Origin of the sequence: Aquabacterium sp., from assembly GCF_049317225.1 — a bacterium.
In the GTDB taxonomy this organism is placed as follows: Bacteria; Pseudomonadota; Gammaproteobacteria; order Burkholderiales; family Burkholderiaceae_C; genus Aquabacterium.
This window is the reverse complement of sequence record NZ_JBMOIR010000001.1, coordinates 456,360-468,993: the sequence shown is the minus strand read 5'-3', so window position 1 is coordinate 468,993 and position 12,634 is coordinate 456,360. Positions and strand designations below refer to the sequence as shown.

13 protein-coding genes are annotated in these 12,634 nt (G+C 62.1%); 7 read left to right on the top strand and 6 right to left on the bottom strand.

Going from position 1 to position 12,634, the window contains the following annotated elements; translation table 11 throughout:
- The 5 genes from thiC to ACOYNB_RS01945 form a co-directional block, all read left to right on the top strand.
- Window positions 1–1,259: phosphomethylpyrimidine synthase ThiC (gene thiC, locus ACOYNB_RS01965; protein ID WP_422837435.1), on the top strand; the 1,259-nt coding region annotated here is incomplete at its 5' end.
- A 1-nt stretch (window position 1,260) separates the two neighbouring features.
- Window positions 1,261–2,352, top strand: coding sequence for an FAD-dependent oxidoreductase (locus tag ACOYNB_RS01960; RefSeq protein WP_422837434.1), 1,092 nt, complete (start codon window positions 1,261–1,263; stop codon window positions 2,350–2,352).
- Window positions 2,349–2,573, top strand: coding sequence for a sulfur carrier protein ThiS (gene thiS / locus ACOYNB_RS01955; RefSeq protein ID WP_422837433.1), 225 nt, complete (start codon window positions 2,349–2,351; stop codon window positions 2,571–2,573). The genes ACOYNB_RS01960 and thiS overlap by 4 nt, the downstream gene beginning before the upstream one ends.
- 4 nt (window positions 2,574–2,577) lie before the next feature.
- Complete coding sequence (locus ACOYNB_RS01950; RefSeq protein WP_422837432.1) at window positions 2,578–3,399, top strand: thiazole synthase; 822 nt, start codon at window positions 2,578–2,580, stop codon at window positions 3,397–3,399.
- A gap of 3 nt (window positions 3,400–3,402) precedes the next feature.
- Window positions 3,403–5,046: a bifunctional hydroxymethylpyrimidine kinase/phosphomethylpyrimidine kinase gene (locus ACOYNB_RS01945; protein ID WP_422837431.1), complete on the top strand. Its 1,644-nt coding sequence runs from the start codon at window positions 3,403–3,405 to the stop codon at window positions 5,044–5,046.
- A 262-nt stretch (window positions 5,047–5,308) separates the two neighbouring features.
- Here ACOYNB_RS01945 and ACOYNB_RS01940 read toward each other — a convergent pair whose 3' ends face one another.
- Complete coding sequence (locus tag ACOYNB_RS01940; RefSeq protein ID WP_422837430.1) at window positions 5,309–5,779, bottom strand: AtaL-like protein; 471 nt, start codon at window positions 5,777–5,779, stop codon at window positions 5,309–5,311.
- A gap of 139 nt (window positions 5,780–5,918) precedes the next feature.
- Here ACOYNB_RS01940 and bioB point away from each other — a divergent pair, with 139 nt between their 5' ends.
- Window positions 5,919–7,007: a biotin synthase BioB gene (bioB, locus tag ACOYNB_RS01935; protein WP_422837428.1), complete on the top strand. Its 1,089-nt coding sequence runs from the start codon at window positions 5,919–5,921 to the stop codon at window positions 7,005–7,007.
- A 61-nt stretch (window positions 7,008–7,068) separates the two neighbouring features.
- On the opposite strand, the gene ACOYNB_RS01930 is transcribed toward bioB, so the two are convergent.
- From ACOYNB_RS01930 to ACOYNB_RS01920, 3 genes are all read right to left on the bottom strand, one after another.
- On the bottom strand, window positions 7,069–7,740 hold the full coding sequence (locus tag ACOYNB_RS01930) for an OmpW/AlkL family protein (RefSeq protein ID WP_422837427.1): 672 nt from the start codon (window positions 7,738–7,740) through the stop codon (window positions 7,069–7,071).
- Window positions 7,741–7,753: 13 nt separating this feature from the next.
- Window positions 7,754–8,902 carry an SGNH/GDSL hydrolase family protein gene (locus ACOYNB_RS01925; RefSeq protein ID WP_422837426.1) on the bottom strand — a complete coding sequence of 383 codons (1,149 nt, stop codon included), beginning with the start codon at window positions 8,900–8,902 and terminating at the stop codon, window positions 7,754–7,756.
- 147 nt (window positions 8,903–9,049) lie between these two features.
- Window positions 9,050–9,544 carry a DUF4442 domain-containing protein gene (locus ACOYNB_RS01920; protein ID WP_420817359.1) on the bottom strand — a complete coding sequence of 165 codons (495 nt, stop codon included), beginning with the start codon at window positions 9,542–9,544 and terminating at the stop codon, window positions 9,050–9,052.
- A gap of 206 nt (window positions 9,545–9,750) precedes the next feature.
- On the opposite strand from ACOYNB_RS01920, the gene ppk2 reads away from it, so the two are divergent.
- Window positions 9,751–10,920, top strand: coding sequence for a polyphosphate kinase 2 (ppk2, locus tag ACOYNB_RS01915; RefSeq protein WP_422837425.1), 1,170 nt, complete (start codon window positions 9,751–9,753; stop codon window positions 10,918–10,920).
- 72 nt (window positions 10,921–10,992) lie between these two features.
- Here the strand turns inward: ppk2 and ACOYNB_RS01910 are convergent, their stop codons facing one another.
- Window positions 10,993–11,700 carry a PEP-CTERM sorting domain-containing protein gene (locus tag ACOYNB_RS01910; protein WP_422837424.1) on the bottom strand — a complete coding sequence of 236 codons (708 nt, stop codon included), beginning with the start codon at window positions 11,698–11,700 and terminating at the stop codon, window positions 10,993–10,995.
- 222 nt (window positions 11,701–11,922) lie between these two features.
- Window positions 11,923–12,627 (bottom strand): ABC transporter ATP-binding protein, encoded by a 705-nt coding sequence (locus ACOYNB_RS01905; RefSeq protein ID WP_422837423.1) that lies wholly within the window; start codon window positions 12,625–12,627, stop codon window positions 11,923–11,925.
- Between the last annotated feature and the right edge of the window lie 7 nt (window positions 12,628–12,634).

Genomic DNA, 12,634 nt, shown 5'->3' with positions numbered 1-12,634 from the left:
CCATGATCATCGGGCGCAACTTCCTGGTGAAGATCAACGCCAACATCGGCAACTCGGCGGTCACCTCCTCGATCGAGGAAGAGGTGGAAAAGCTGGTGTGGTCGATCCGATGGGGCGCCGACACCGTGATGGACCTGTCGACCGGCAAGCACATCCACACCACGCGCGACTGGATTGTGCGCAACAGCCCCGTGCCCATTGGCACCGTGCCCATCTACCAGGCACTGGAAAAGGTGGGGGGCGTGGCCGAAGACCTCACCTGGGCCATCTTCCGCGACACGCTGATCGAACAAGCCGAGCAAGGGGTGGACTACTTCACCATCCATGCCGGTGTACGCCTGCCCTTCATTCCGATGACGGCCCAGCGTCGCACGGGGATCGTGTCGCGCGGCGGATCCATCCTGGCCAAGTGGTGCATGGCTCACCACCAGGAAAACTTCCTGTTCACGCATTTCGACGAGATCTGCGAAATCATGAAGGCCTACGACGTGACCTTCTCGTTGGGGGATGGTCTGCGACCAGGCTCACTCAGTGATGCCAATGATGAAGCACAGTTTGCCGAACTGAAGACTCTGGGTGAGCTGACCCAGATTGCCTGGCAGCACGATGTGCAAACCATCATCGAAGGCCCGGGCCACGTGCCCATGCACCTGATCCAGGCCAACATGACCGAGCAACTCAAGCGCTGTCACGAGGCACCGTTCTACACCCTGGGCCCGCTGACCATTGACGTGGCGCCCGGCTACGACCACATTGCCTCGGCCATTGGGGCCGCGATGATTGGCTGGATGGGCACGGCCATGCTCTGTTACGTGACGCCGAAGGAGCACCTGGGCTTGCCCAACCGCGATGACGTCAAGCAAGGCCTGATCGCTTACAAGATTGCCGCGCATGCGGCGGACATTGCCAAGGGTCACCCCGGCGCCCGTGCGCGCGATGACGCCTTGTCTCAGGCGCGCTTTGAGTTCCGCTGGCAAGACCAGTTCAACCTCGGCCTGGACCCGGACACCGCACGGGGCTTCCACGACGAGACCCTGCCCAAGGATGCCGCCAAGGTGGCGCATTTCTGCTCGATGTGTGGCCCCAAGTTCTGCTCGATGAAGATCACACAGGAAGTTCGGGACTTCGCCGCGGCACAAGGAATGGCGGAGGGCGATGCACTGACACACGGCTTGGCGCACAAATCGACAGAGTTCAAGCAGGTGGGTGGCGAGCTGTACATCCCGATCCAGCCCGTTCACCCAGCCCACGAGGTGTGACATGGCGAAGCCCTTGCGCATTGGCGTCGCAGGTGCCGGCCTGTTGGGGCGCCTGCTGACCTGGCAACTGTCCCGGCAGGGGCATCAGGTCAGCGTGTTCGATCCAGCTGCGACGTCCTCGCCCAGCTTCGATGGCCAGGGGGCTGCTGGTTTCACGGCGGCAGGCATGCTCAGCCCTCTGGCTGAGCTGGACGCATCAGACCCCGATGTGGCCGAGCTGGGCTGGATCGCCATTGAACGCTGGCAGCAGATCGTGACCACACTGTCAGCGTCACACGAAGCGCCCTTGCATTTCGCACGTGCCGGCAGCTTGCTGGTGGCCCATGGCAGCGATTGGGGCTCGGCTCGTCGGGTGCTGGATCGCATCGAGTCGGGTGCCCGCCCCTGGCTGCATCAGCCTCAGCGACTGCATGCCCAATCCCTGCGCGAACTGGAGCCCAGTCTGCACGGCAGCAGTGGTCCCTTGCACGCCTGGCTGCTACCAGGCGAAGGCGCCATCTGCACGGTGGGCACACTCAAGCGACTGCAGTCCTGCGCCCAAACTGCCCACTGGCATTGGGGGCACCGGGTCACCACGGTCCGCCCCGGGGCGCTGTGCGTACTGCGCCCCGGGGAAACCGTGTCAGAGACCATGCGCTTCGATTGGGTCATGGATGTGCGAGGCGCAGGCGCGCGTCCCGACCTGCCCGTGAGAGGCGTCAGAGGCGAAGTCATCTGGCTGCATGCGCCAGGGGTGGCGCTGCATCGCCCTGTCCGCCTGCTGCACCCTCGCTACCGTGTGTACCTGGTGCCACGACCGGGCGACCTGGTCATCGTGGGCGCCAGTGAAATCGAGAGCGAAGACCGCTCACCACCGTCACTGAGAAGCACAGTCGAATTGCTGGCGGCCGCACACAGCATTGTTCCCTCTCTGGCTGAGGCTCGCATCCTGAAGCTGGACAGCAACCTCCGACCGGCATTGCCCGACAACCGCCCGCTGGTGCACGTCGAAAGCGGCCTGACACGCATCAACGGACTCTATCGCCACGGTTGGCTCCTGGCACCAGCCCTGATCGACCAAGCCCTCGCACGCATGGAGGCACTCATCGCATGACACCGACCATCACCATCCACACTGACACGGGCCCACTGTCACTGCCGCCCCAGACCCATCTGGATGAAGCACTGCATCACATTTTGAGCCCCAAGTCTCTGACACCTGAGCAGGTTGCCACCGCCGTCAACGGCACTTTTGTTCCGCGACACGCACGCGCACAACACATTCTTCAGGACGGCGATGCCGTGCTGTGCTTCGCACCCATCACCGGCGGTTGATGACATGACTCACCCCACAGATCACCCCATCGACACCTGGCAAATTGGTGACACCTGCCTGCACAGCCGTTTCCTGCTGGGCACGGCAGGCTACCCCTCTCCCGAGAGCCTGCGCCAGGCCATTCAGGCATCAGGCAGTCAAGTACTCACACTGGGTCTCAAGCGCACACTGGGCGTGCCAGGCGTTGGAGACAATGGCTTCATGCAAATCATCCGCGAGGCGGCACGGGATCACGGTGCGCACATGCTGCCCAATACCGCAGGCTGCCGCAGCGCCCACGAGGCCGTGACCCTTGCGCACATGGCGAGAGAGTTGCTCAACACGAACTGGATCAAGCTGGAGGTCGTGGGCGACGAGCAGACCCTGCAGCCGGACCCATTCGAGCTGGTCCAGGCGGCCGCACAACTGGTGCGTGCAGGCTTTGAAGTGCTGCCTTATTGCACCGACGATCTGGTTACCGCCCGCAGGCTGCTGGATGCCGGCTGCAAGGTCCTGATGCCATGGGGAGCGCCCATCGGGTCCGGCATGGGCTTGATGAATCCGTGGGCACTGCGGACCCTGCGTGCGCGCCTGCCAGGCGTGACCCTCATCGTGGATGCCGGCCTGGGGGCCCCCTCTCATGCGGCAGCGGCCATGGAGTTGGGCATGGACGCGGTGCTGCTGAACTCGGCCGTATCGCAGTCTGGCGCCCCAGTCCGCATGGCTCGTGCGTTCAAGCGGGCCATCGAGGGCGGGCGAGAGGGGCATTTGGCCGGTTTGATGGCCTGCAGCGACATGGCGGTGGCCACCACGCCGGTCAGCGGCCAGCCCTTTTTACTGGATTGAGTCATGTCACGTTCACCCTTGATCTGGTGCATTGCCGGACACGACAGTGCAGGCGGTGCAGGCCTGAGCGCCGATCAGCGCGCAGCCGATGCACTGGGCGTGCATGGCTGCCCGGTGGTCGCCGCCACCACGGCGCAAAACTCTCTTGGGGTTCAGGCCGTGAGCCCCACGCCCCCCGAGGTGCTGGCGGCACAGCTGGAAGCGCTCTCGCAAGACCTGCCACCATCGGTGATCAAGACCGGCCTGCTGGGCAGCGTACAAGCCATCGAACAGGTGGCGGCATGGGTGGATCGCTGGCGCGCACATGCACCGCCTGACGTCGATCCACACCGGCAACTGGCACTGGTGATCGATCCGGTGCTGGGCGCCTCTGCAGGCGGGGCCTCGTTTGCGGACGCCCCCCTGGTTCAGGCCTATCGAGACCTGCTGCTCCCGCGAGCCACGGTGATCACCCCCAATCGAGCCGAAGCGCGCGTCCTGCTCGGCATGACGCACACACACGAGGGGCGTGATGACGCGTTGCCCGCATTGGCACGACGACTCAAAGCCATGGGGCCGCGTAGCGTGGTGATCACGGGTGGCGACGCAGCCGGCACCGGGCCACATTGCCGGGACTGGCTGGACACGCCCCACGCATCAGGTTGGATGGTCGCCCCCCGCATTCCAACCCAACACGCCCACGGCACAGGCTGCACTTTTGCCAGTGGCGTAGCCAGTGCTCTGGCGCTGGGGCACGTCGAAGCCGATGCGGTAGTGCTGGCCAATCTGCTGACGCGAGACGCCTTGCAAAACGCACGTGTGGCGGGCAGCGGCCCCGGCCCGGTCATTGCACGCGCCGGCTTTGCCCGATCACCCCGGGCAGACGGCGTACCACTGCCCTGGCTGGGGCTGGCAGAAGACCCACCCTGGGCCCTCGTCCACGGCACGCGCGCGTTTGCGCCCTTCGTGCCACCCGGCAACGGGCTCTATGGCATCGTGCCGGACAGCGATCAGGTGCAGCATGCTGCCCATGCAGGCTTGCAATGCATACAGTTGCGACACAAGTCGCACGAGGGTGCGCGGACTCACATCAACGCAGCGTTGCAGGCCGTTCAGCGACACAGCGTTCAGCTCTTCATCAATGACCATTGGCAAGACGCGCTGGAGGCCGGGATGGCCCACGAACTCATGCCTGGATGGGGGCTGCATTTGGGGCAGGAGGACTTGCTCTCACTCACCGCAAACGATCGCGCGCACTTGCTGTCGGTACGTCACGCCATCACACTGGGATTGAGCTCCCACAGCTTGTGGGAGTTGGCACGCGCGGCCGGTTGCGGGGCCAGCGTCATCGCTTGCGGACCGGTTCACCCCACGACGACCAAAGACATGCCGTGGCGCCCACAAGGGCTTGACAATCTGAGTTGGTGGGTCGCCCACAGCCCGGCCCCTGTGGTGGCCATTGGCGGCCTGCTGAGGCCTGATGACGTTCAGGATGTGGCGCGCTGCCGCCCTGCTGCCGCCTGCATCGTTCGCGGGCTGGGGAACACGCCCTCAGCCATGCGCCAGGCCTTGCAGGCCCTGCGCACCGCCTGGCAAGCTGGCTTGGCTTTGTCGCCCATGCCTGCCCCACCGTTGCCACACCCGGTTTTGCCGAATTCGGGAATTTGAGCGATATCCGGCGAACTTCGGCACAGCTGGCCGTTCAGTTGCTGCGGCCGCAGTTTCACCTACGAAGCCCCGCAAAGAGCCCTCCCATGCCAAGCACTGGCGGGAGCAACCCGGGGCTGTGGTCGTGTTTGACAGCCAGCGACTCGACAGGTGCCGGTCTATCTGTTGAGCAATGCGCGAACACGCTTTCAGCCGTTCAAGCGCATTGCCTCGGGGACAGGACATGCTGAAGGCACCGTTGCCTTCAGTGGATCCGCCGCAATCAGAGACCGTCTTCCAGCAGCCACTGTCTCAAGGTACGAACCATGTCGCGGTCGTTGTGCAGCCAGGCGTTGTGACGGTAGTCGTTGTAGTAAGCCTCTTCGGCGGTTTGTTCGGCCAAGGCTTCATACACAAAGCGCAGCACCATCTGGCCCGCCTGTGGCTCTTCAATGCGCATGGTAAGACGGATGGGCGCAGTGTCGCCATGTGCTTCGGGCGTAAAGACCAGTTCCGTTTCTGGCGTGACCACGACCTCGTCCACCAACTGATGCGGTCCAAAGACCTGCTTGCGCCGGTACACACCTGGCTCGGTTTCCTGCCACTCGCAGGACTCGGGCCCCATGGGAAACCGCTGAGGCGTCAGCGCACGGGCCATCAAGCCCCGCCAGAGCTGGGATCGGGTCAAGGTGGGCGTCACCATTTGCAGGTTGCTCGCCGGAGAATTAATTTCAATCAGGTGTTCAAAGCGCATGGCGCAAGCTTAAACCTGACGCAATACCAGCATGCGTCAAACAGCTTCTTTTGACGTCAAGCATGTCACCCGACAAGAGGGCTACACTGGCACCCGTTCCTGTTTTAACACCAGCCGCGTTCAGGCGCGGACCTCGCTCATGTCCCAGTGCACGACTTCTGTTCCTGCTGCTGATCAGGCTGCCAAGCCCATTCAGCTCGTGCCCAAGAAATCCGTTCTCAACAGCCATGGCTGCGGAGGGGATTGCACAGACCCGGACTTCCTGAACGGCCGCTGGCCTCGCGCCGAAGTGCTGGCGTTGTTCAACCTGCCCTTCAACGATTTGCTGTGGCAGGCTCAGCAAGTGCACCGTGAGCACTGGGACCCCAACGAAATCGAACACGCGACGCTGTTGTCCGTCAAGACGGGCGGTTGCCCGGAAGACTGCGGCTACTGCCCTCAGTCTGCGTCCTATGACACCGGCGTGGAAGCCAGCAAGCTGATGTCGCCCGAGCAAGTGCGCGAGGCCGTGGTGGCTGCGCGTGATGCTGGTGCGAGCCGCTTCTGCATGGGCGCGGCCTGGCGTGCCCCGAAAGACCGCGACATCGAAAAGGTGGCCGAGCTGATCGGCGTGATCAAGGCCGAAGGACTGGAAGCCTGCTGCACCCTGGGCATGCTGACCGACAGTCAAGCCTCGGCACTGAAAGATGCGGGGCTGGATTACTACAACCACAACCTCGACACCGCGCCCGAGCTGTACGGCGACATCATCACCACGCGGGATCTGCAAGATCGCCTCGACACGCTGGGCCACGTCCGCAACGCCAACATCAAGGTGTGCAGCGGCGGCATCATCGGGATGGGTGAAACGCGTGAAGGCCGTGCAGGCTTGATCGCGCAGCTGGCCAACCTGCCGACCTACCCGGAATCGGTCCCCATCAACGATTTGGTGCGGGTGCCTGGCACGCCTCTGGCCGAGACGCCGCAACTGGATCCGCTGGAGTTTGTGCGCACGATCGCGGTGGCCCGCATCACCATGCCGAAGGCCCGTGTTCGCTTGTCGGCAGGTCGTCAGCAAATGAGCGAAGCCGTGCAGGCCATGTGCTTCCTGGCGGGCGCCAACTCGATCTTTTACGGCGACAAGCTGCTGACCACCGGCAACCCTGAGTTCGACAAGGACCAGGCGCTGATGGCCAAGCTGGGACTGCGCAGCGGCAAGGCCGTGACGGCCAAGGCCGACGCCCCCTGAAAGACAACAGCCCCGTCACCACGCTCGGTGGCAACGGGGCTGCCATGCGGCCTGAATCAGATCAGAAGCGATAGCCGACGTAGGCGCCCGCAATGACGGGGTTCAGCGTTGCATCGATCTTTTGGCCCGTGCTGAGCGTGGCGGTCACCTTCAACAAGGTCTGACCGACCATGGTCTCGACAAAGAACTTGTCGTTGACTGCGTATGTGAACCCAATCTGAGGCGTCAGGGCAAACTTGTCACTGACACGCATCGTCGTGCGGCCACCTGGATCGGTGATGGCCGTCAGCGTGCCATTGCCCGTTTCCTTGATGAACGAGACATAGGTCAGCCCCAAGCCCACATAAGGCCGGCATTTCGACTTGGCATCGTAAAAACGATACTGGGTGAACAAGGTGGCCGGCACCACATCGACTTTGCCGATTTCACCGACATTGCCAATGGCGCCATCACCCTTGATGTGATGGGTAAACGGCACGGCCAGTGGCACATCGAACGACACGTGGTCGGACCACATGTAGCTGATGCCGCCGCCCAGGGTGACCGCACTGTCCACCTTGATGCGGGTATCGGGCAAAGACGGGGCCGTCATCTCCCCGCTGTTCACCTGCGGGGAGATCAGCATGGGACCCGCCCGCAGCATCCAGGTGCCCGCGGACTGCGCTTGGGCCCCTTGCATGCCTGCCACACAGGCCAGCACGGCCACGCACACATTACGCAATTGCTGAGTCATCTTGTCCTCCTGCTCAGAGCCAGCCGGCTTCGGTCAAACGCTTGGCCACCATCTGAGCCAGCAACTGATGCCCGTACGGGGTCGGGTGGAAGCTGTCAGCGTAGAGGTACTTTTGCCACCAGGTGGTGGTGCCATCGGCACCCGCTGTCGGGGTGATGGCAGAGGCATTGGTATCGGTACACGCGACCACCGTGGAGGGGGTATCCAACCCGGTCACGCCAGGGGCCAGGGTGCCACCATGGTTGACGATCTGATCACAGACGGTTTGTGAGACATTGCTCAAACCATACTGCGACGGCGAGTCCATCTCGCTGTTGAAGTTAGTGTAGAAGTCCACGATCACCACTTTGCCGGCATGGCTGGCCACGTTCGCAGCCAGGCGCGCGTTGAAGGCCTGAATCCATGCGGTGGCGATGGCTTTCAGCCCCGTTGCGCTGGCTGTGTCGAGCCCCGCCAGGACCGCCTGGAAGCGAGGGGTTCGGGTGACATCCAGAATGTTCAGGATGGCCACACGCTGTGCGCCTTTGTCCAAGGCATTGGTCACAACAGAATCAACCAGCTTGTCCGCCAGGGCCTGGAAGTACAGCACGCCAGCAGCCGCCCCGGTGGGGTCTTGCGTCATGGCCGTGGAGAACGCGCTGCCAGACAACAAGGTCAGCATGATCCCTTGGAACGTGGCAGGTGTACTCAATGATGTCAGCACCGTGGCCATGTCATTGGCCGAGCCCTCGCCCACGATCAGCACGTCTTTGCTGGAGAAGCCGGCGTTGCCCGCATCGACCAGTTGCTTGATTTGCGACATGGGCACGCTCTCGACGGCCGTGGTCGTCCCGCCGCTGGTGACGGTGTAGTTCACACGAGCCCCGGCCACCGCAAAGTTTGTGCACCCCGTGACACGCGTGAAGCTCACGCCGGAGTAGGCATTGCAAAAGCCGTTGATGCCATAAGTGGCGGCGATGCGCTCGGAATACACCTTGTAGCTGGTGCCGCCCGCCGCCTGAACGGTGAACTTGTAGCCAAAGGTGCCGGAGTCAGCCAGGCTGGCCCCCACCACTGTGACGGCCGAAGCCTGGGTCTTGGTATCACCCGAGTTGCCGCCGCCACCGCAAGCACTCAACAGCACAGCAGCAGACACCGCCGCCAACATGAATCTTGTTTTCACCACTCGTCTCCTCGGCGGAACGTTTGCCCGCAACGGAACCGATTGTGACCATCAGGAATAGTTGGCGTCACCTCGGGAAAACAAGGTGTTTGATGACAAAAGCGGACACTTGCTTGTCTTCACAAGCCACAGCACGTCCGCCATGCCTTAGTCACGCTTCTTGGAAACCCAGGCCCACACCATTTGTGCCTGGATGGGCTCCTGCCCGGACGCGTCGGTGATCTTCACGGCCACGGTGACCTCACCCTTGTCCTGGGTACGGATCTGCTTGATCTGGGCCTCGGTCAAGTGCGCCTCTGCACGCATGTCGCCTTGCGAGCGCTTGAGGTAATCGACCTTCATGGTTTTGATCAGCGGCAGTTTGTCGTCAGGTACGTTCATCCCCACACAAAAGCCGGTTGCGGTTTCCGCCAGCAGGGCCATCGCGGCGGCGTGCACGCCCTGAATGTGGTTTTGCACTTTGCGCTGGTTGCGAATGCTGACCACCACGCGCTCGGTATCGATCGCTTCGTAGCGCAAGCCTGCGGTTCCCACCAACGGCACCGCACGTCCCAGCACTTTGCTGATCGCCCAAGTACGCAGCGGAGCGGGCAATTTGTCAAATTGGCGAACAGTGCGAGCCAAGCGATTGGGTGCGGTCATGGGCAAAGTGTCAAAGGCGGTCAAAGAATGATCGACATGGTAACGCGTCCCATTGAAGCCACATCGATCGATTGGCCCGATGCGTCAAAGTGCCGCAAATGCAAGAAATACCCAGCGACACGCTCACACTTTCGTTTGTCATCATTTGTACACAGGCGTAGTCTGGCGGTTTGATATTTCCGAATCAGCACAGGAGACCGCAGACGATGGCCACCAAATCCACCACGGCACGCAAAACGACTCGAACCACGCGCACACCCGCCGCCAAGACCCGCAATGCCGCGGTGCGTCGCGCCAGCTCTGGGGACATCAGCCCGTCGCACACACCGGAAGGTGTCGAACAGTTTGTGGCCGCACAGGCTACCGAGGCCAGCCAGCAGCATCAGGTGGCCGCGCTGAAGGACATCGTGACGCACACTCGCCCCGAAGCATTGGCGGAAGTGATCACCACGGTGCTGAAGGGCACCTCCCCCGACGATGCCGCGGTACTGCGCCATGCCCTGCGCGGCTCGCTGGTTGAACCGCCTGTGCGCGTGGATCCGGACGAGGTGCTGGCACCGAACTGGCGTGATGCTTCGACCTACCCCTACAAAAACCTCATGTCTCGCAAGAGCTATGAGAAGCAGAAATACCGTCTGCAAGTCGAGCTGCTGAAGCTACAGGCCTGGACCAAAGCCACTGGCCAAAAGGTGGTCATCTTGTTTGAGGGCCGAGATGCGGCCGGCAAGGGCGGCGCCATCAAGCGCTTCATGGAGCACTTGAATCCACGGGGTGCACGTGTGGTCGCCTTGGAAAAGCCATCCGACCACGAAAAGGGCCAGTGGTATTTCCAGCGCTATGTGCAGCATCTGCCCACGGCGGGCGAGATCGTGCTGTTTGACCGCAGTTGGTACAACCGCGCGGGCGTCGAGCGCGTCATGGGATTCTGTACCGATGCCGAGTACAAGGAGTTCATGCGCCAAGCGCCGGAGTTCGAGCGCAATCTGGTTCGCTCTGGCGTGCATCTGATCAAGTTCTGGTTCTCTGTGAGTCAGAAGGAACAGCGCCGCCGTTTCAAGGAGCGCGAGACCCATCCGCTCAAGCAGTGGAAGCTGTCCCCCATCGACAAGGCTTCACTGGACAAGTGGGATGACTACACGCGCGCCAAGGAAGCCATGTTCTTCCATACCGACACGGCCGACGCCCCCTGGACGGTGATCAAGAGCGATTGCAAGAAGCGCGCACGCCTGAATGCCATGCGCTACGTGCTGCACAAGTTGCCGTTCACCAATCGCGACATCGACCACATCCCGCAACCTGACCCGCTGCTGGTGGGGCGAGCCAACGTGGTGTACGAGCAGGGCGAGCATCCTGGCATCACACCGGCCAGCGAATGACAACGTTGATGTCAAGCTGAAAACAAAGAGGCCCCAAGGGGCCCCTTTGTGTGTGGAGGTCGTGACTTCCGATCAGTCTTGGCGACGACGGCGTGCAGCAATGCCGGCAATGCCCAAGCCCGCCAACATCAAACTGACCGTGCTGGGTTCAGGCACGCTGGGCTGATCGCCACCTGTGTACTCCCACGTCACGAAGTCTTGATAGGAATTGTGGGACAGCTTGGTCAGCGAATAAGTCGCCACACCAGAATAGTGGGTCGCGGCCAACAAATAACCGTTAGCCAAATCTCTTACCGCTGCATCTTCGCTGGTTTTCGCACCGTCGTGTTGCCCGCCTGCAATATTGAAGTCCTGCCCCGCCCCGGGAGGGGTGACGCTGAACGAGTTGGCTTCGAACTCATGCGTGATTTCCCAGATGGCGACCTGGAACGCTGCATACTCACGCGCGGTGTCCACCGAACCAAAGCTTGAGCTAAACAGCTTGGTCAGGTTCGTCCCTGCGGGGCCAGTGAACGTCGAAGATGTGTACGTCTTAAGGCTTGTTGAAGTGTATTGGGCCAACTCGACACAAAACGCCTCATACAGCGCAGTTCCTGTGCTGCCCTTCAGTGTCATCAAACCCGCTTTGGTCTGATCAACACCGCCCCAACTATCCCACTCGATGTCGACGGTTTCCCCATAACCAGTCGCGATACCACCGTAAGCAATTTGCTCGGCGTGCGCCACGGTTCCCATTGCGGCCATCACGGCCAATGCCACAGCAGACTTGATGCTTGTCATGTCGCTTCGCGTGATCACCACGCGCCCCCTGCAAAGTTAAGACACCACAACCGTGTCGGTCACCGTACTGCTCAAGGTGACAACAGGTGCGCGGCGGTTGCATGCCCACACCCCGGGGTTTGACGCTGTTTTTTTGTTTTTCAAACCCTGACGTAACAACTGTATCCACGTCGGGGCGCGCCTTCTACCCCTCGAATAAGTGGCAACCCTAGCGTGAGGATGTCACACTTGGCGGAACTCATCCCGGTCCACGCGGCCATCGACCAGGTCAATGACACGGTCACATTGCGCGGCCAGGCGCGGATCGTGGGTCACGATCAGGAAAGTGGTGCCGGCGTCGCTGTGAATGCGGCGCATCAAGGCAAACACCTCTGCAGACGACTGCGTATCGAGGTTCCCTGTGGGCTCGTCTGCCAGCACCAGTTGAGGCTCGAGCATGAGGGCCCGCGCCATGGCGACGCGCTGCTGCATCCCGCCAGACAACTCGGCCGGTTTGCGGTGAAGAGCATGGCTCAGCCCGACAGCTTCGAGCAACTGCGTGGCGCGCTCACGCGCCCGATCCGACACCCGCCCCTCCCGGGACAAGGCGGGCAAGCAGACATTTTCCAGCGCAGAAAATGCCGGCAAAAGGTGGTGAAACTGAAAGACAAAGCCCAGGGTGTCTCGACGCATCCGGGTCAGGCCATCGTCGTCGAGGTCCTGGGTGTGCTGCCCAGCCAGTGTGTATTGCCCGGAGGTGCTGCGCTCCAGCAAGCCCAGAATGTTGAGCAAGGTGCTCTTGCCGGAACCCGATGGGCCGATGAGGGCCACAAACTCACCCGCGTGCAGGGTCACATTCAGACCGTGCAGCACCTCGACCTCGTTGGCCTGCCCCACGTTGTAGGACTTGCGCAGTTGCGTCAATTGAACCAGGGGCGTCGCACTCATCTCATGT